This is a genomic window from Pandoraea captiosa (assembly GCF_902459775.1).
In the GTDB taxonomy this organism is placed as follows: domain Bacteria; phylum Pseudomonadota; class Gammaproteobacteria; order Burkholderiales; family Burkholderiaceae; genus Pandoraea; species Pandoraea captiosa.
The window spans coordinates 1-18,235 of the sequence record NZ_CABPSQ010000025.1; the positions used below are offsets into that span (position 1 = coordinate 1).

General features: G+C 58.5%; 14 protein-coding genes, 1 tRNA gene and 3 pseudogenes. 12 read left to right on the forward strand and 6 right to left on the reverse strand.

The genetic code is table 11. From position 1 onward, the window contains the following. The 4 genes and pseudogenes from PCA31118_RS27225 to PCA31118_RS26670 form a co-directional block, all read left to right on the forward strand. Positions 1 to 253: pseudogene (locus PCA31118_RS27225) on the forward strand (hypothetical protein); the annotation flags it as partial. Between the two features lie 245 nt (positions 254 to 498). After that, positions 499 to 852 carry a phage tail protein gene (locus tag PCA31118_RS26660; protein ID WP_150627940.1) on the forward strand — a complete coding sequence of 118 codons (354 nt, stop codon included), beginning with the start codon at positions 499 to 501 and terminating at the stop codon, positions 850 to 852. A gap of 15 nt (positions 853 to 867) precedes the next feature. After that, positions 868 to 1,410 carry a DUF7338 family protein gene (locus PCA31118_RS26665; RefSeq protein WP_150627941.1) on the forward strand — a complete coding sequence of 181 codons (543 nt, stop codon included), beginning with the start codon at positions 868 to 870 and terminating at the stop codon, positions 1,408 to 1,410. 131 nt (positions 1,411 to 1,541) lie between these two features. After that, the gene (locus tag PCA31118_RS26670; protein WP_150627942.1) at positions 1,542 to 2,339 is read left to right on the forward strand and encodes a DNA adenine methylase; all 798 of its coding nucleotides are present in this window, start codon (positions 1,542 to 1,544) and stop codon (positions 2,337 to 2,339) included. 159 nt (positions 2,340 to 2,498) lie between these two features. Here the strand turns inward: PCA31118_RS26670 and PCA31118_RS27565 are convergent. Together PCA31118_RS27565 and PCA31118_RS26680 are read right to left on the reverse strand one after the other, a co-directional pair. Further along, positions 2,499 to 3,341 (reverse strand): annotated as a pseudogene (locus PCA31118_RS27565) (tyrosine-type recombinase/integrase); the annotation flags it as partial. Between the two features lie 199 nt (positions 3,342 to 3,540). Further along, positions 3,541 to 3,626: transfer RNA gene (locus PCA31118_RS26680), tRNA-OTHER, on the reverse strand. A 101-nt stretch (positions 3,627 to 3,727) separates the two neighbouring features. Here PCA31118_RS26680 and PCA31118_RS26685 point away from each other — a divergent pair. The 6 genes and pseudogenes from PCA31118_RS26685 to PCA31118_RS26710 all read left to right on the forward strand — a co-directional run bounded on the left by PCA31118_RS26685 (position 3,728) and on the right by PCA31118_RS26710 (position 10,786). Continuing rightward, positions 3,728 to 4,948 (forward strand): tyrosine-type recombinase/integrase, encoded by a 1,221-nt coding sequence (locus PCA31118_RS26685; protein WP_150627943.1) that lies wholly within the window; start codon positions 3,728 to 3,730, stop codon positions 4,946 to 4,948. A gap of 323 nt (positions 4,949 to 5,271) precedes the next feature. Beyond that, complete coding sequence (locus PCA31118_RS26690) at positions 5,272 to 6,135, forward strand: hypothetical protein (protein ID WP_150627944.1); 864 nt, start codon at positions 5,272 to 5,274, stop codon at positions 6,133 to 6,135. A gap of 140 nt (positions 6,136 to 6,275) precedes the next feature. After that, positions 6,276 to 6,565 (forward strand): annotated as a pseudogene (locus tag PCA31118_RS26695) (transposase); the annotation flags it as partial. Positions 6,566 to 6,951: 386 nt separating this feature from the next. Continuing rightward, on the forward strand, positions 6,952 to 8,376 hold the full coding sequence (locus PCA31118_RS26700; protein ID WP_150627945.1) for an FAD-binding oxidoreductase: 1,425 nt from the start codon (positions 6,952 to 6,954) through the stop codon (positions 8,374 to 8,376). A 102-nt stretch (positions 8,377 to 8,478) separates the two neighbouring features. Beyond that, positions 8,479 to 9,207: a haloacid dehalogenase type II gene (locus tag PCA31118_RS26705; protein WP_150627946.1), complete on the forward strand. Its 729-nt coding sequence runs from the start codon at positions 8,479 to 8,481 to the stop codon at positions 9,205 to 9,207. 124 nt (positions 9,208 to 9,331) lie between these two features. After that, the gene (locus tag PCA31118_RS26710; RefSeq protein ID WP_150627947.1) at positions 9,332 to 10,786 is read left to right on the forward strand and encodes an NAD-dependent succinate-semialdehyde dehydrogenase; all 1,455 of its coding nucleotides are present in this window, start codon (positions 9,332 to 9,334) and stop codon (positions 10,784 to 10,786) included. A gap of 54 nt (positions 10,787 to 10,840) precedes the next feature. Here PCA31118_RS26710 and PCA31118_RS26715 read toward each other — a convergent pair whose 3' ends face one another. From PCA31118_RS26715 to gabT, 3 genes are all read right to left on the reverse strand, one after another. Then, entirely contained in the window at positions 10,841 to 12,421 is a 1,581-nt protein-coding gene (locus tag PCA31118_RS26715) for a PucR family transcriptional regulator (RefSeq protein WP_150627948.1), read from the reverse strand. A gap of 62 nt (positions 12,422 to 12,483) precedes the next feature. Further along, positions 12,484 to 13,197 carry a haloacid dehalogenase type II gene (locus PCA31118_RS26720; RefSeq protein ID WP_150627949.1) on the reverse strand — a complete coding sequence of 238 codons (714 nt, stop codon included), beginning with the start codon at positions 13,195 to 13,197 and terminating at the stop codon, positions 12,484 to 12,486. Positions 13,198 to 13,233: 36 nt separating this feature from the next. Continuing rightward, positions 13,234 to 14,526, reverse strand: coding sequence for a 4-aminobutyrate--2-oxoglutarate transaminase (gabT, locus tag PCA31118_RS26725; protein WP_150627950.1), 1,293 nt, complete (start codon positions 14,524 to 14,526; stop codon positions 13,234 to 13,236). 418 nt (positions 14,527 to 14,944) lie between these two features. Between gabT and PCA31118_RS26730 the strand changes: the two genes are divergently transcribed. Both PCA31118_RS26730 and PCA31118_RS26735 read left to right on the forward strand, forming a co-directional pair. After that, positions 14,945 to 16,231 (forward strand): MFS transporter, encoded by a 1,287-nt coding sequence (locus tag PCA31118_RS26730; RefSeq protein WP_150627951.1) that lies wholly within the window; start codon positions 14,945 to 14,947, stop codon positions 16,229 to 16,231. A gap of 46 nt (positions 16,232 to 16,277) precedes the next feature. Further along, on the forward strand, positions 16,278 to 17,420 hold the full coding sequence (locus PCA31118_RS26735; protein WP_150627953.1) for a branched-chain amino acid ABC transporter substrate-binding protein: 1,143 nt from the start codon (positions 16,278 to 16,280) through the stop codon (positions 17,418 to 17,420). Positions 17,421 to 17,566: 146 nt separating this feature from the next. Here PCA31118_RS26735 and PCA31118_RS26740 read toward each other — a convergent pair. Next, on the reverse strand, positions 17,567 to 18,235 hold a 669-nt coding region (locus PCA31118_RS26740; protein WP_150627952.1), incomplete at its 5' end, for an ABC transporter ATP-binding protein.

The following is an 18,235-nucleotide window of genomic DNA, read 5'->3' on the forward strand; positions in this document are numbered from 1 at the left end:
CACTGCAAATGCAAGAACGCTCGGCACGGCACAACGCGATGCAGATCAACGCGTAGTAGGCCAGGTAGGCAGCGTCAGAAACTGGAGCATTTCCGGGCCGTTCCAAAGCGTTGGTTCGCCCATTTACTTCGACCGCGCGGCCGGACAGTCTGAGCTTTTCGTCAATTCGGAATTCGATAATTCACGCGTGATTCGTACGTCATCTGAGACCCGTCCCTCTAACGTGGCCTATGCCCCTCGCATCCATGTTTAGACGTGAATTCGAGGAGCGTAGACAGTGTGCTTCGGTGCCGTTTCCCCGGTCCCGGTGTAATCCGTCGCGGGTGTGTTTAGCACACTGCTACCGGAGGCAAACGACGCTAAGTTGCCACCGCTGACCGAACTGTTGACGAAGCTGGTACCGCTCTGCGCGGAGTGGCGGTGTGATCGAATGGTGTCGATCTTGTAGGAACCAAGCGGCGTCGCATTTGCAGTGAAAGTACCTTTAGGAGAGAAGTGATGGAAACAAAGACCGTCTATCAGACCGACGAGCACGGCTTCTACCTCTATCCAGTGGCGGCCTATGAGCTGTCGCTGTCGCCCGGCCATTACAACGTGCCATATGGTGCGGTCGAACCGGCTCCACCGCCAGCGGCAGACGGCATGGTTGCGCGCTGGGAGGCAGACGCCTGGAGCGTCGTCGAGGATCATCGTCGCGAGATGTTGTACGTGACGACCACCGGCGCGCAATACCAGATCGGCAGCATCATCAAGGTCGAGGGCGAGAACGCCAGCTATGACGGCGGGGGCCCGATTCCATCGTGGCTGACGACTACGGCACCGGCTAGCGCCGAGCCGCAATCGGCCTCCTGATTCGCGGAGGTGACCATGTTTGCCCTGTATCCCATCCTCGTGCTGGCGTCGCTGCTCATGACGCTGCTCGCCTGGACCCTCGCCCCCGCCCTCGCGGCCGTGGCAGACGACTCCGGCAACCTGCCGCGCGGGTTGCGGTGGTTCCAGACCTTCGATGCGACGCTCGACGCTGGGTGGCAGGACGGCTATCTCGACGCGTCGTGGGGCACCACACCGCTGCGGCGCTTTCTGGCTAGGGTGTGGTGGCTCTATCGCAATCCGGCCTACGGGTGGGACTACGTGCCGCTCGGTGTGCCGTTCGAGGCGGCCGCATGGCGGGTATTGCGCTATGTCGAGCGGGCTGATCTGGTGCTTTTCATCGCCATCGGTCGCGGCGGCACCTTCAACGTGTATTACCACGGCCGCTGGGGCATGGCCAAGCTGGGCTGGAAGGCGTGGAACCGGTGGGACGGTATCGGATGGAATGCGACCGCCTGGGCGGGCTATGCGCATATCCCGCTGTGCTTTACGGTGAACCCGTTCAAGCGCATAACACTGGCGGCCGCCGCCGATCACTGAAAGAAAACGCGGCGACGGGCCCGGTGTTGGCGCACCAGGCACGCCCCGCACCCGCAGCGTGCACTGCGAATCCGGCAAGGCCGCGCCACCCCTGCAGAGGCGGCGTAAGCCTACCACACTTGACGAAGGCAATGCACAACGCATCTCCCATCATCCCCTGGCTGGGCGGCAAGCGCCGGCTGGCCGACAAACTCATTCCACTATTCCCGCCGCACGAGTGCTACGTCGAAGCATTCGCCGGCGGTGCCGCGCTGTACTTCCTCCGGCCCATGCCGGCGCCGGTCGAGATCATCAACGACGTCAACGGCGAGCTGGTGAACCTCTACCGGGTCGTGCAGCACCACCTCGAAGAGTTCGTCCGCCAGTTCAAGTGGGCGCTCAGTAGCCGGCAAGTGTTCAAGTGGCAGCAGATGACGCGGCCCGAGACGCTGACCGATATCCAACGGGCCGCCCGGTTCTACTACCTGCAGCACCATGCCTTCGGTGGCAAGGTGGCCGGCCAGACCTTCGGGACGGCCACCACGGCCCCGGCCATCAATCTGTTGCGGATCGAGGAATCGCTGTCGGCCGCGCATCTGCGCCTGGCCGGAACCCACGTCGAAAACCTGCCGTGGCACGAGTGCGTTACCCGCTACGACCGGCCGCATGCGTTCCTTTATCTCGACCCGCCGTACTGGCAGACCGAGGGCTACGGCGTCCCGTTCGAGTTCAGCGAGTACGAGGCGATGGCTGACTTCATGCGATCCGCGCGCGGCAAGGTCATGGTGTCGATCAACGACCATCCGGACATCCGGGACGTTTTCGACGGCTTGCACATGCTCGACCTGGACATCCGGTACTCGGTGGCAAACAGCCACGGACGGCCGTCGACGAGCCGCGAGTTGGTCATTACCAACTGGGAGCCGGGTGTGATGGAAGGGCTGTTTTGACGGCGCCCGACGGTCAAGCGGTGCCTGGCCTGCGCGAATTTGCGCGGATTGCCGGCGCCCGAGCGCGCTACGTGCAATCTTGGCGACCAACTCGCGGCCGTCCGGATGGTAGTAGCGCAGCAGCATGCGCGTGTCCTTATGGCCGCTGATCTTGGCCAGCTCGTGCAACTCAAAAATTGGCGCAAGCGTCGACGTGGCTTCGTGCCGCAGGTCGTGCAGGCGCAGGTCGATGAAAAACGCCGGGTTCGGGCGGCGACCGTGTCGCCGGCACATTGCCTCGTACTCTTGCCTCGCCCGTTGCCTTGCCCGGATGAAGGCGCGAGTCACAGCGCCCGGTGTCATCGTGAAAACCCGACCACGCGGTGGCCGACCCGCGAGATGCTGTCGCAGGACTTCGCGTGCCCACGGCGTCAGCGGCACGTCCCGGGAGGTACCGTTCTTGGTATCGAGCAGGCGCACGATGCCGTGCCGCAGGTCGACGTGCTCACGCCGGATGCCGCAGAGTTCTCCGCGCCGCATCGCAATCTCGGCCGCCAGCGTTACGATGACGGGCAGTTCGGCCGAGCGGGTCGACCTGACGATCCAGTCCAGTTCGCTACGGGGGCACTCAGATTCAGGGACGCCGCGTAGCCTGATGCGGGTGATCACGCGCCGGTCGCGAGCGTCGTCGACGGTCGGTCGACGCACGAGTTGTACCGGGTTGGCCAGGTCGGGCCAGCCCCAGTCTTTGCGGGCGACGGTGTACACATGGGAGAGCATGGCGAGCCGCCGAACGACCGTGGCCGGCGCTTTATCCCGCAGCCACTCATCGCGGATGGCGATGAGGTCGGTGTTGCGGATACGGTCAATCGGCCGGCCGGCGATGCGGGTCGACAGCCAGGTGCGGGCGATGGATTGCTCGGCGGTGGCGCCTTTCTTCAAGGCGGACACCTCGGTGAGGTAGCGGTAAATGGCGGCGGAAAGGGTGGGAGGCGTGATACGGCGGAGGCGGGAGGGCTTCATGCAAAGCCACAATCATGCCGTAGTGACAAAATCTACGCAAAAGGCGTTGCTAGATCAGTGCCAAATGCGGTGCAAACGGGTGCCAAAACGCGCGCCGCGCTACAAGTTCGCCGCGAAATAGGCGTTGAACAGCCTATCGGACAAACAAAAAACGCCCCAATGGGGCGCTTTGCAACTGCTTGATACGACAGGGTTTTTTTGGTCGGAGCGATAGGATTCGAACCTACGACCCTCTGATCCCAAATCAGATCTTTTGTAATTCTATCCACATCACTGACGCTCACGAATATACGTAAGCACTTGATATATAATGACTTTTATTTCAATCCAAGATTTTCCACATCCATCGAAATCAACGTAGATGGTAGCAATGGAGTAGCAATGGAATGGGCCATTCAAGCAAGATCTCATTGAACTTCACCAAAGCAGCTATCGAGGGACTGCCGCCACCCGAGACCGGCTGGAAGTATTACTACGACACGAAAGTGACTGGTCTTGCGGTCGGCGTTGGGGCCAGCGGGGTTAAGACGTTTGTCTTGTATCGGAAAGTCAATCGCAAACCGGAACGAGTCAAAATTGGGCGCTTCCCCGATCTGACAATCGACAAAGCGCGAGCCCAAGCGATGAAGCTCAATTCAGAGATCGCCGAGGGGATAAATCCTGCCGAAGCGAAGCGAACTCGACGCGCCGAGATGACGTTCGGTGATCTCTTCGACGAGTACTACACGAATCACAGTCTCCCGCACAAGAAGACCGCAGGCGAGGACAAGCAGAAGTTCGAAAAATATCTTTCGAACAACGCGGATGGCATCAATCTCGCGTCGCGGCAGCTCTCCGAGATTACTAAGTCCACGATTGCTCAACTATTCACAAAGGTGAGCAAAGAACACAAGACCATGGCGAACCGCGTTCTCGCGCTGGTCAGTAGCGTGTTCGGCAAAGCCATCGAATGGGGGATTTGGGACAAGCTCAACCCCTGCCATGGGATCCGCAAGCACAGTGAGGTGAGTCGTGATCGATTCCTACAACCCGATGAGTTGCCCAAATTCTTCGAACAAGTGCTTGCATATCCCAACCCGACCGTCCGCGATTTCATCTTGATCAGTTTGTTCACGGGAGCGCGGCGCGGGAACGTTCTAGCAATGCGCTGGGATCAGATCAATTTCGATCGCGCCGAATGGCGTATCCCAGACACAAAAAATGGAACACCCCACACTGTGCCGCTTGTTGCCGACGCCATCGCAATCCTGAAGGCACGGAATAACGTCCGCGCCAACTCGCCATTCGTCTTTCCCGGTGACGGCGATACCGGACATCTCGTTTCACCGAAGAACGCCTGGAGGGCGATTCTCGAAAAAGCGGGCATTGCCGATCTTCGCATACACGATTTGCGGCGTACGATGGGGTCATGGCAGGCTGGAACCGGCGCGAATATGTCTGTGATCGGTCGCTCGCTAAATCACAAGTCAACACAAACGACCGCGATCTACGCGCGACTGTGGCTTGAACCAGTGCGCAACTCTATGGAGGTTGCGACGTCAGCAATGCTACAGGCCGCACGAACTCCCAATGCAAACATAGACACACCGGGTGAAAATAACGAATGAATGTGTCGAAAATTTGCGTCAATACCTGATACGCAAGTTGAATCACAACTTCTAGCCGATCGAAGACGTTCAGTCCGATGCGACGAATGGGCGCGTTTGCGCGGATTTGACGTGGTCATGGGCATAGTGGCGTTGGCTTGAATACCAAGTCGCCCCTCACTATGCAAGGACACATCGCATGCCCGAATTCCACCGAATGCGCCCTATCCCATAGACAAACGGCGACGATAACCGTCACTAGGCAGAATGGCCCCAACATCGATCGAATACATTTTGATCGAGACACCCAATTATTTGAACCCCACCGATACAAAAAGAGTTCAATGACTGAGGATATTAAAGTCGCACAGCCCCTCTCCATCCGCAGCGCCGGCTTGAACGAGTACTGGCTTCAGGACCAGATTTGGGCAAATCCGTCGGCACTTGGCCTAGGTGACCTGGATGGTCTGATCAAGGAGAGACGCCAGAGCTCCGGCGGACGGGTCGACATCTTGCTTAAGGACCCCCAAGACGACTCGATGTACGAGGTCGAAGTGATGCTTGGCGAAACGGATGAAACGCACATCATCCGCACGATCGAATACTGGGATAACGAGAAGCGACGCTGGCCACAGCGACAGCATTATGCAGTGCTCGTAGCAGAGAGCATTACTCGACGCTTTTTCAACGTCATACACATCCTGAGTCACTCTGTACCCATCATCGCAATTCAAGTCTCGTTGGTCGATGTCGACGGACAAAAAGCTTTGCACTTTACAAAGGTACTCGATACCTACGAGGAAATCGACGACGGCTCAGCCGAGCAGGAAATCGAAGTCAACCGCGACTACTGGAACAAGAAAGCAAGATGGACAGCAGAGACGACCGACAAGTTGATGTCAGTAGTTGGTGACGAGCTCCAGTCGGCTCAAATAAGTTATGTGAAGAACTACATTGCCGTTAGCGTCGGTCGTAACAACTACTTCTGGCTCCACAAACGCAGCGGCAACAAATCGCTCCTGGGCTTCCGCATCGCGCCGCATTTAGCCGACGAAGCACAGCAACTACTCGACGACGCAAAGATTTCCTTCACTCGAAAACCGAAGTCGTTCCTCATCACTACGGACACACCCACCGTGTCCGAGAACGAGCGGGTCTTTTCTGGGCTGGCGGGTCTCGTTCGAAGGACTTGGGCTAAAGGCGACTAGTATCGGACAGCCCACTCCCGGATGTAGATGTCCTTGCCGCCGATGGTGATCTTGTCGTGAAACATGGTGGTTTGACCTGCCCCCTACAAACAGGGCCAGCCGGAGTCTAGTAAAGTTCGTTTTCGGAGAAGAAGACGAACATGAAGAAGCGATTTACGGAACAGCAAATCATCGGATTTCTGAAGGAAGCTGAAGCTGGCATGCCGGTCAAGGAACTGTGCAGGAAGCACGGGTTCAGTGACGCGTCGTTCTACACGTGGCGCGCAAAGTTCGGCGGCATGGAAGTCTCGGAAGCCCGCCGGCTCAAGGACCTCGAGGTGGAGAATGGCCGGCTGAAGAAACTGCTGGCCGAAGCAATGCTCGATATGGAAGCGTTGAAGGTCGTCGTCAAGGGAAAGCCCTGAGCCCGCAAGCCAAACGCGAAGGCGTAGCCAACGATGGGAGCGATGGTGCGGATGACTTCCCCGCGCGGGTCCGGGTTCCACAGAAATCCCGAGAAGATGCGGTTAAAGCTAGCGCAGTTGATCAAGGAACTCCGCCAAGATGAGGCCGTGCTGCATGACATTCTCGTACGAGAACGTCGCGTGAGTGAGGTCATTGCCGTTTCGGATCATATGCACCGGAAACAGCGTGATGTCGCGCCATAGGTCGACTTGGAGACATTTGTCGATTACACACGAATTTGCCCCCCCATTCCTCCTACTCTTACGCCATATCGGCAGGCTCAGTAAGCACATAAGCTCCATCCTATTCGTTATCAACTCAGCCGCGATCTCATACGTGCTGTGACGATCAATCTGATTAGGGTGAAGAGTCATGTCCCAGCAACACCTCGACAGCCTGCGGGCAATCGTCGGCGAAACACACGTCCTGTGTGGAGCCGACGCCGTGCCGTTCGAAAGCGACTACCGTAGTGTTTTTCACGGAAGGTCCCTTTGCGTGGCGCGTCCGGCGAACACGCGCGATGTCAGTGCCGTCACGGCTTACTGCTACGCGAACGACCTCCCCGTCGTACCGCAAGGCGGAAATACATCGCTGCTCGGGGGAAGTGTCCCTGACGACACGGGGACTTCAGTCATTCTCTCGCTCGCCAGACTCAACCGAGTGCGTGCGCTGGATCCCACGAACGCCACGATGACGCTGGATGCCGGCGTCACATTGAACCAGGCGCGGGCCACGGCGGAGAAAGCGGGTGCTCTGTTTCCACTCCGCATTGGCTCCGAGGGAAGTTGCCAAATCGGTGGAAATCTGTCGACCAACGCGGGGGGAACGGCAGTCCTTCGCTACGGCAACATGCGCGATCTCGTTCTGGGACTTGAGGTAGTCTTGCCCGACGGGCGGATATGGAATGGGTTGCGCGGTCTTCGTAAGGACAATGCGGGATACGATCTTAAGCATTTGTTTATTGGCACCGAGGGGACTCTGGGCATCATCACCGCAGCGGTTCTTAAACTTTTCCCGGTGCCACGCTCCGTATCCAGCGCATTTCTTGGATTGAGAACGCCCGAGGACGTACTGGCAGTCTTCAATCTGATTCGCCAGCGACTCGGTACCGATGTGACGGCGTTCGAGCTCATCTCCTCAGACGCAATGTCGCTCGTGCTCTCGCATCTCGCGGGTCAGGCGTCCCCGCTCGCTGACACCCACCCCTGGTATGTGCTGGTCGAAACGTCGTCAAACGCGGACCAGGCCGACGCCGAAGCGCAATTACTTGCCGCCCTGTCTGACGCAATGGAACTTGGGCACGTCACCGACGCCGTGATGGCATCAAATGCTCGTCAAGCGGCCGAATTCTGGATGATCCGTGAGGAAATCTCAGACGCCCAAACGAAGGCTCGCGGTAGTGTGCGATGCGACATTTCCGTGCCGCTGTCGTCGATCCCCGGATTCATCCACGAAACAACAGCCAAAGTGCTATCTATTGCTCCGAAAGCGCGCATGATCGTCTACGGACACATCGGCGACGGAAACGTGCATTTCAATCCTCTGCGTCCGGACGAAACTTCGGCCGATGAGTTTCTGGCCACGCACGGCAACCATATCGCGAGCGTCATCGATCATGCAGCAAGCGAATTGGACGGTTCAATCTCGGCGGAACACGGCATTGGCGTCGCCAAACGCGACGAGCTCACGTCTGTTCGCAGCCGCGAAGAACTTGAAATAGCGTGGGCGATAAAGCGAGCGCTGGATCCGTTCAATCTACTGAACCCCGGTAAGGTGCTGCCCACACTTTCAAATTGATCAGAACATCCCGCGCCGTATCCCGACGCGAACCATTTCACTCAAATCCTGCGATTCTTTCTGGAAAAATCTGTCGCAGATAATCTCTGACTAGGAGCGATCATGAAGCTGACCGACTTTAAAGCACTCACTTTCGACTGTTATGGGACGTTGATCGACTGGGAAACCGGCATCTACAACGGTTTGATCCCCCTCATCGAAAAAGCCGGCAAAGCCGGCGCGTCGCGAGACGAGATTCTGAATATCTACGCCCGCCACGAAGCCGATCAGGAGCTCCGTACGCCGGCACTTGCTTACTCCACGTTGCTGGGTGTGGTGTATCGACGCCTCGCCAACGAATGGAACATTGGAGTCACAGACGAGGAAGCCAACATTTTCGGGGCGTCCGTTCCTGATTGGCCCGCCTTCTCTGATTCGGTCGACGCATTGAAATATCTGAAGCAGCATTTCAAGCTTGTGATTTTGTCGAACGTTGACCGTTTGTCTTTCCGCGGCAGCAATACATGTCTTGCCGTCGAATTCGATGCGATCTACACGGCTCAGGATATCGGCTCGTACAAGCCGAGCCCGCGCAACTTTGAATACATGCTGGGACGTCTGGAAGCCGATTTCCGGATTGGCAAGCAGGACGTACTTCACACGGCTCAGAGCTTGTTCCACGACCATGCGCCCGCCAACGGCTTCGGGCTTGCGTCGGCATGGATCGATCGTCGTCATGCAGATGCCGGCTGGGGCGCAACGATGGCTCCGCCCGGAACGCCCAGATACGATTTCCGCTTCGAGAGTATGGCCGCACTGGCAGAAGCCCACAAAGCGGAGCTGGCTCGCTAACTTGTTTCACCGGAGGGGTCTCGTCTGTTCAGACGTCAATCCAGGGGCCCCTCCCCCTTTCGCTCGCGTCACGCGGCGGGAATACCACGCCTGCTGACACCAACGTAGGACGGTACGGTTCCATATGATCCCCCTGAAAGATCCCTCGCTGTTCCGGCAGCATGCATACGTCAACGGCCACTGGTTGCCATCGCGATCGGGAGCGACGTTACCGGTCAACAACCCCGCGACAGGACGCCCCATCGGTACGGTGCCCAATTGCGATGCAAGTGACACACGCACCGCTATCGACGCCGCATCTCGTGCACTCCCCGCGTGGAGCGCATTGACCGCCCATGATCGCGCGGCCAAGCTCCGTGCGTGGCACGATGCGATGATCGCGAACGCGGACGACCTTGCCATGATCATGACGCTTGAGCAAGGCAAGCCGCTTGCCGAATCAAAGGGCGAGATTCTGTACGGCGCCTCATTCGTGCAGTGGTTCGCCGAAGAGGGCATTCGTGCTTATGGCGAGACCATTCCGGCACAGCAACCCGGACGGCGGATCATCGTGCGTAAGATGCCGGTGGGCGTCTGCGCCGCCATCACGCCGTGGAACTTTCCCAATGCGATGATCACGCGCAAGCTGGCGCCGGCTTTGGCGGCGGGCTGTACGGTCATCGTGAAGCCGTCGGAACTCACGCCGTACTCGGCACTCGCGCTAGCCGTACTGGCCGAGCGCGTTGGTATTCCGGCAGGCGTCATCAATATCGTGACGGGTTTGCCGCAGGGCATTGGCGGCGAGCTGACCGCCAACCCCGTGGTCCGCAAGCTGACATTTACCGGATCGACCCCTGTCGGCAAGCTGCTACTGCGTCAGTGCGCAGACACGGTCAAGCGTGTGAGCCTGGAACTCGGCGGAAACGCCCCTGTCATCGTGTTTGACGATGCCGACCTGGAAAAAGCGGTGGCGGGCGTCATGCTTAGCAAGTTTCGCAACAGCGGGCAAACGTGCGTCTGTGCCAACCGGATCTACGTGCAAGCCGGGATTTACGACGCGTTCCTCGAACGACTCAACCAAGCTGTCACTCAACTTCGCGTGGGGCGCGGCACCGATGACGGTGTGACCATTGGGCCGCTGATCAATCAGGCCGCCGTCGAAAAGGTGTTTTCGCATATCCACGACGCCGTCGCCAAGGGGGCAACCGTCGCCACCGGCGGCCATTCTTCCCCGCTGGGCGAGCAGTACGTCGAGCCCACCATCCTGAGCAACGCGACGGACGACATGCGAATTGCCGCCGAGGAGACTTTCGGCCCTGTCGCCGCGCTGTTCAAATTCTCGAGTGAGAGCGAAGTCATCGAGCGAGCAAACAATACGCCGTATGGACTGGCGGGCTATCTGTTCTCGCGAGATCTGGCACGCATCTTCCGCGTCGGTGAAGCGTTGGAGTACGGCATGGTCGGGATCAACACCGGTGTCATCTCGTCCGCAGTTGCCCCCTTCGGCGGCGTCAAGGAATCCGGATTGGGGCGAGAAGGGTCGCACCACGGCATCGATGAGTTTCTGGAAACGCAGACATTGCATCTGGATATCGCGTAGGAAAAGGGCGCCGAGGCGCCCTTTTTTCCATCCAACGAGATTGCCCTGCCCGGTTCACCGCTCCGTCATGATTTTGTATAACGCGACCGCCACCTGAATCTCGAATCGGCACTCCTGCGACTCCAACGTCGTCCCCAACATCGATTCGATGCGCTCCACTCGGTAACGCAGCGTGCTGATATGCACACTAAGACGGCGAGCCGTATTCGCAAGCTGAAACCCTTCAGCGCAAAGCGCTTCCACCGTCTCCATGAGCGCCTCGCCCTTCTTGTCAGCCAACAACGGCCCCAAGCGGCTCTCCACGAAAAGGGCTCGCGCGCCGGCATCTCCCATCAGGGCTCTCGGAAACATCACCTCGTGGAAATGATGCACTTTCCCCGGCTTCAGCAACGGGAGCAGAGACTGAACGTCCTCGCCCCCCTTTGCCATGCCAGCCACGCCGGTGTGTTCTCGGCTCACCGCTAACGCAGCGCCGCGGCTGCCAAGCACGCGCCATAGCGGCTCCGGCTCCAGATGCGATGCGAGGAAGAACGTGATCTGATTCAGCGAGACCAACACGAGCGTTGACTGTTCGACACCCTCCAGATACTTGCGGAGTCTGTCGACCCATCGCTCCCGGCGTAAAAAACCTTCTCGGGAAAGTGGTAGAGGTTCGTCGAGAAGCACCAGACAAACCCGATAACTACCCGCCGGATCCCACCCGCTGAGCCGCGCACGCTCAAGTGCAGAGGGCGTCTCTTCGAACTTTCCTTCCAGCAGCGTTCCGACCAGCGCGTACCCCAACCGCTCTTCCTGCAAATGCAGCGCGTGCATATGGGCGAGGTGCAATGCACCGATGATCGACGCGTGCTCCGTCGCTCGGATATCGAGCTCCCCCAGCGCTTCATCCCCCTCGTCGACGAAGACAATCGCCGCGATCTCGCCACGAATGCGAATCGGGCAACCCAAACGTCTGGGCACGTCGACTTCCGGCTGAGGGTCGATGAGAATCGGGCTGACGCTGTCCTGAATCCGGCGCAGGATGATGCGATTGTGGAGCAGTCGCATATAGTTGCGTTCCCGCTCGCCGACATCCACCGCCGCGCTCCTGGCTTCACTGGTACCCAGGGTCAGCCCGTCGGGATCCACGAAATTGACCGATCTGTTCAACAGTCCCCCAAGGGAAACCGCGAGATCGCTCAGCGTATTAGCGGTCAGCGCTGCATGCGTGAGCGCCCGATGAATCTCATCGGATCGTTGGATCAGCTCGCTCTGATCTCGAATAATGCTCGCATGTATCTCCTCCGTGATCGTGCGAAAAGGCACTTCCCAGTCGATTTCAAGCAACGGCAGACCGACCTGATTGGCTTCTTCAATCGAGGCGTCCGGGAAATGTGCAAGAAATTTCGGCACCGCCAGTACGACACCGGCCAGGCCGCGCGCTGCTAGCGAACGGATCAATGCGCGCTGAGACGCGTCGTCCCCGGGCCAGTTGTATCCGGTGGAAAGGAGCAGGTGCCCGCGCTCCACCCATGCCGCAATATCGGGATGGTCCACGATATGCACCCAAGTAATCTCGGTGCCAATGCCGCCCTCGCCAGCAACGACTCTGGCGTTGCGCAGGACAGTGTCCTCAAGTGCCATCGAGATGTTCATAGTGTTTCTCCAACACGATGACAAACGGGTCGGTTCGCGCGATGCCACGCGAATCGAAATACTTATACGTCTAGAATCGCATGCGCGAAGGAGCACATGTCGATGAATCGGGCGTCCGGCACGGCGACGGCCCGGGGCACGGCGCCGTACCCCGGACGCCCTTGACGCCGATCGATCCAGACAGTCTGCAACCCAACTGCCTGCGCGGGAACATGGTCGTGAAAAAGACTCTGTGCGACGTGAAGAATCTCGCTACGGGGCGTTTGCATTCGACCCAAAGCTACATGGAAATTGTTAAGCGAAGGCTTGTAGCTACGGGTTTGTTGGGCCGTTACAACGTAATCGAACTCAACCCCAAGATGCTTATTCGATAACGCGAAGAACTCGTCGTCGCCGTTCGTGATGATCGCCAAACGGAAGCGATGTTGCAACGCCAGGAGCGCATCCCGAGAGTCCGGAAACGGTGGCCAGTCACCTACCGAATGTGAAAATCTCTCGAGCTCATGCTCATCAGGTACAAACCCGAGATCTTTGGCTATACGATTGAGCGCCTCTTCGAGTATTTCCCGGTAAGTCAGATACGGCCCGGCTTCCAATGCCGACTCATGCCACGCGTATTTCTCGAGTAGTGCGTCACTGGCAAGCACATGCCCGTGAGCCCTCAGTATGGGATCAAGTGCGTCGACAATCCCGGCTTCCCAGTCGATCAACGTTCCGTACATATCGATCGTCAGAACGGTTTTGTCGGAAAATCGCCTTGCAATATCGCTTGTCATGATTCGCCTTGACTGGCAGTCGCGGGCCAGGATTCCTCAAGCGCTCCGGGCTTTCGTAATGGCGGCGTCGAGAATACCGATGGCATCCCGGGCATCTTCGTGCGACGTGGTGAGCGGTGCAAGCAGGCGCACATTATTGCGGTGCACGCCGCACTTGATCACCAGCAAACCAGACTCGCGACACCCGTTAATCACGCGCTGTGCGAACGCAGCGTCGGGTTGCATCGGATCGCCCTGTTTGACAAATTCGAGCGCAAGCATGGCCCCCACACCCCGGATAGTACCAATCTCCGAGTGCTTGTCCGCAAGCGTATCGAGTCCTTCGCGCAAAACCTCCGCGAGTTCACGAGATTGCGCCAACAACCCGTCGTTTTCGAACAAATCCAGTACAGCGAGTGCCGCGGCACATGCGAGCGCATTGCCTGCGTATGTGCCGCCGAGACCACCCGGTTCGGGCGAATCCATCATATCGGCTCGGCCCACCACCCCGGAAATCGGGAACCCACCGGCCAAACTCTTAGCCACCGTCACGAGATCGGGTTGGATACCGGCTTGCTGAAACGCGAACAACTCGCCCGTGCGACCGAATCCAGTCTGAATTTCGTCTGCGATCAGGACAATGCCGTGCCTGGATGTCAGACTGCGCAGCCTTTGAAGAAACTCGGGACCCGCGGGAAGGAACCCTCCGTCACCCTGCACCAGCTCCAAAATGACCGCAGCGACACGATCCGGTGCGATCTGGGTCGCAAAAATGTCTTCGATGGCCTGAATAGCGTCGTCGGCTGAAAACCCGCGATACGGGTCGGGATAGGGAGTGTGATAAACGTCGCCCGCAAACGGACCGAAATTCTGCTTGTAAGGGGTGCTCATCCCGGTCAAAGACATGCCAAGCAGCGTGCGGCCATGAAATCCACCGCGGAATGCAATAACGCCCGGTGCGTTGCGATAAGAGCGCGCAATCTTCACTGCGTTCTCGACCGCCTCGGCGCCCGTGGTGAAAAACACACTCTTATACGGTGCGCCATTTCCGATCAGCTTGTTCAAGCGCTCCGCAAGTTCGATATACACGTCATATCCAGCCACCTGAAACGCTGCGTGGGTCACACGATCGAGCTGCGCCTTCACCGCAGCCACAATCTTCGGATGATTGTGACCAACGTTCATGACGCCGATGCCGCCCACAAAATCCAGGTAACGACGGCCGTTCACGTCCCAGACATACGAGCCTGCGGCCCGTTCGACGAAAAGGGGGTGAGCCGTCGCAACGCCTCGTGCGACATGTTGAGCGCGTGCAGAAACAAGCGCGTCGTGTTTGCTGGTGTTCGACATGGTGATCCTCGGTCCGATGCTCGGTGGCCTGACTGGCCGGATACGCTCACGATGAGCCTCCGAGGCATATTAGGTCTCGGCGCACAACCCGCTCTACCTACAACAGATAGGAATTTCCCCCGCCAGTCTTCTACATCGAACAACGCAAAGACTATCCAATTGCCTGGCGTCACCAACGTCATTCGTCTTTCACGATCAGGCGAACATCTGGTCCACCTCGCGACTTTCCGAGCAGCCACTGGAAAACCCTAAAAAATCCTATTTCCGCTGCGACTCCGAGCGAAAGGCTTCCGGCATAACGTAGATAGGAATGCACTTATTGGCGCTATCGAATGGAAGTCAGCTCGCAAACAGGGCAACACCGGGGGAGCCGCTCTCTGGGCTTCCCGCCATTCAATTCACCAAATGGGTATTCGCAATGGAGATCGCAGCGACAACCGTGCCGACCACCGCAGACGAGGCAAAACGCCGTCGTCGAGCCATTACGGCAACGATTCTGGGTAATGGGTTCGAGTGGTTCGACTTCATGGTTTATGGATTTTTCGCCATTACCATCGGTCAACTTTTTTTTCCAACCGGCGACGATCTGACGTCGCTCCTGCTATCGGTCGCCACGTTTGGCGTCGGCTTCGTGGTACGCCCCTTCGGCGGCATTCTGATTGGTATGTATTCCGATCGCGCGGGGAGAAAAGCAGCGCTTTCGCTGACGATTCTGCTGATGGCAGGGGGGACTGCGCTCATTGGACTGGCCCCGACTTACGAGCAGATCGGCATCGCCGCCCCCATCCTCATCATCCTCGCGCGTTTGATGCAGGGCTTCTCGGCCGGTGGCGAGATGGGCAGCGCCACCGCGTTCCTCACCGAACATGCGCCGAATGACAAGAAGGGCTATTACTCGAGCTGGATTCAAAGCAGCATCGGTTTTGCCGTCGTGCTGGGCGCACTCGCGGGCACTTTACTCACGCTTTACCTCACGCCGGAAGCTATGAAATCGTGGGGATGGCGCGTGCCCTTCCTGCTTGGCATTCTGATCGGACCCATTGGCTTTTATATCCGTCGCGGTGTCGACGAGACGCCCGCGTTTCTTGCCAATCAAGGCAAGGTCAAGAAGCCGCTCTCCGAAGTCCTCACCACGCTGCCTCGGGAGACGTTGACCACGTTTTCGATGGTGATTCTCTGGACGGTATGCATCTACGTGCTGTTGTTCTACATGCCGACGTACGCCGTCAAAACGCTCAAAATGCCGCAGTCGATGTCGTTCATTGCCGGCGTGATCGGCGGGCTCATCATCACGGTCCTGTCTCCGTTTGTCGGTGCATGGTCCGACCGAATCGGTCGCAAGAAGCTTCTCGCGTGTAGCTCCGGGGGCATTCTCCTGATCGCGTATCCGATGTTCGCGCTGATCGTTTCCCACCCGACACAGATGAATCTGGTCATCTTTCAGGCCGTGTTCGGCGTGTTGATCGCTGGGTACACCGGTCCAATCCTTGCCGCTTTCTCGGAGATATTCCCTTCACGCGTGCTCTCGACCGGGCTTTCCGTCGCCTACAACATCGCGGTCATGACCTTCGGCGGGTTCGCATCGCTGATTCTCACATGGCTGATCGCAACGACCGGCAGCGCAATGGCGCCTGCCATCTACGTTATCGCTGCCGCTGCGGTCAGCTTCTTTGGCGTCACGCTTGGATTTCGCGATCGCAAATGATTTCCGCTGCCCCCTCAATAACAGCATAATCACCGGAGGTTTCTTGATGAAATTACGTCTTTCCTTAATCAACGTCGGCGTCGCCCTTGCATCGCTCAGCGCAGCATCTGCGTTTGCGCAAGTTCAGGAAATCAAGCTGGGTTTTGCCGGCCCCCTTACCGGCGCGCAGGCGCAGTACGGCAAAGACATGCAAAATGGCATCGTCCTCGCCATCGAAGATTTCAACGGCACACATCCCAAGATCGGCGGCAAGGACGTGAAGTTCGCGCTGGAGTCGGACGACGATCAGGCAGACCCCCGCGCCGGTTCGCTGGTCGCTCAACGGCTGGTCGACAACGGCATCAAAGGCATGCTCGGGCACTTCAACTCCGGCACTAGCATCCCGGCGTCCGCCGTGTATAGCCGGGCGGGCATACCGCAAATCGCAATGGCGACCGCGCCGGAATATACCCGGCAAGGCTTCAAAACGACGTTCCGCATGATGACCTCCGACACCCAACAAGGCAGTGTGGTCGGTGCGTACGTCGTGAAAAAACTCGGGGCGAAGCGCATTGCCATCGTTGACGACCGCACCGCTTATGGGCAAGGACTTGCGGATGAATTCGAGAAAGCCGCCAAAGCGGCAGGCGGCAACGTGATACGCCGGGAGTTCACCAACGACAAAGCTGTTGACTTTAAGGCGGTTCTAACCAATCTGAAGCGTCTCAATCCGGATGTCATTTTTTACGGTGGTGCCGAGGCGCAATCTGCACCGATGGTCCAGCAGATGCGTGAACTGGGCATGCAGTCTGTGCTGGTGTCCGGCGAAATGTCCAAAACCGACAATTTCATTCGTCTTGCCGGCAAAGCCTCCGAGGGGACGATTTGCTCACTGGCGGGTTTGCCACTCGAACAAATGCCCGGTGGCCCCGCGTACAGCCAGCGCTATCAGAAGCGTTTTAGTAGCCCGGTGCAGACGTACTCCCCTTACGCCTACGACGGCGCAATGGCCATGATGAAGGCAATGGTGCAGGCAGGCTCATCGGAGCCGGCGAAGTACTTGCCCGCGCTTGCGGCCACATCATTTACCGGGGTAACGTCTCAGCGTATCGGCTACGACGCTCACGGCGATCTCAAGGAAGGCGGCATCACGATGTACAAGGTGGTCGGCGGTAAGTGGCAACCACAGGAGAGCATCGCGGGCAAGTAGCTCACGTTCGCCGAGCCAAACCAACGGATCTCGGCAGCTTTCCCGTATAACCATGAAAATGGCCCCGAATTCGGGGCCATTTCTCATTATCAACTGACGGTTAAGCAGTGTCGCCGACAGCTCGATTCACACTCCCCCTCCCCGACTCACTCCCCCAGATACGCGGCGCGCACCTTCGGGTCGTCGAGCATGTCCTTCGCGTCGCCGGTCATGGTGACCAGCCCGCTGTCCATCACGTAGCCACGGTGCGCCGCTTGCAGCGCCAGACGCGCGTTCTGCTCCACGAGCAGCACCGTCACGCCCTCGCCCGACACCGTACGCACCACTTCGAAGATCTTCTCGACCATGATCGGCGAGAGACCCATCGACGGTTCGTCGAGTAGCAACAGCTTGGGCTGGCTCATGAGCGCACGCGCCATGGCGAGCATCTGCTGCTCACCACCGGACAACGTGCCCGCGAGCTGATCCTTGCGCTCCTTCAGACGCTGGAAGATGCCGAACATTTTGTCGATGTCCTGCTTGATGCCCGCGTTGTCGTTGCGCAGATAAGCCCCCATCTGCATGTTCTCGAGGATGGTCATGCGCGTGAAGATGCCGCGACCTTCCGGCACCATCGCCAGCCCCTGCTTGAGCAGATCGAACGCCTTCACGCCGCGAATCGACTTGCCCAGATACTCGATGTCGCCATCGGCCCACGGCAACAAGCCCGTGATCGCCTTCATGGTGGTCGTCTTGCCTGCACCGTTCGCGCCGATGAGCGTGACCAGCTCGCCCGGCTGAATGTTCAGGTCGATGCCCTTGACCGCCTTGATCCC

Coding starts and splice junctions, on each gene's coding strand:
- PCA31118_RS26705 (WP_150627946.1), top strand. CDS start 8,479: ATGAAGCTGACCGACTTTAAAGCACTCACTTTCGACTGTTATGGGACG.
- PCA31118_RS26720 (WP_150627949.1), bottom strand. CDS start 13,197: ATGACAAGCGATATTGCAAGGCGATTTTCCGACAAAACCGTTCTGACG.
- PCA31118_RS26715 (WP_150627948.1), bottom strand. CDS start 12,421: ATGAACATCTCGATGGCACTTGAGGACACTGTCCTGCGCAACGCCAGA.
- gabT (WP_150627950.1), bottom strand. CDS start 14,526: ATGTCGAACACCAGCAAACACGACGCGCTTGTTTCTGCACGCGCTCAA.
- PCA31118_RS26735 (WP_150627953.1), top strand. CDS start 16,278: ATGAAATTACGTCTTTCCTTAATCAACGTCGGCGTCGCCCTTGCATCG.
- PCA31118_RS26700 (WP_150627945.1), top strand. CDS start 6,952: ATGTCCCAGCAACACCTCGACAGCCTGCGGGCAATCGTCGGCGAAACA.
- PCA31118_RS26690 (WP_150627944.1), top strand. CDS start 5,272: ATGACTGAGGATATTAAAGTCGCACAGCCCCTCTCCATCCGCAGCGCC.
- PCA31118_RS26660 (WP_150627940.1), top strand. CDS start 499: ATGGAAACAAAGACCGTCTATCAGACCGACGAGCACGGCTTCTACCTC.
- PCA31118_RS26730 (WP_150627951.1), top strand. CDS start 14,945: ATGGAGATCGCAGCGACAACCGTGCCGACCACCGCAGACGAGGCAAAA.
- PCA31118_RS26685 (WP_150627943.1), top strand. CDS start 3,728: ATGGGCCATTCAAGCAAGATCTCATTGAACTTCACCAAAGCAGCTATC.
- PCA31118_RS26710 (WP_150627947.1), top strand. CDS start 9,332: ATGATCCCCCTGAAAGATCCCTCGCTGTTCCGGCAGCATGCATACGTC.
- PCA31118_RS26665 (WP_150627941.1), top strand. CDS start 868: ATGTTTGCCCTGTATCCCATCCTCGTGCTGGCGTCGCTGCTCATGACG.
- PCA31118_RS26670 (WP_150627942.1), top strand. CDS start 1,542: ATGCACAACGCATCTCCCATCATCCCCTGGCTGGGCGGCAAGCGCCGG.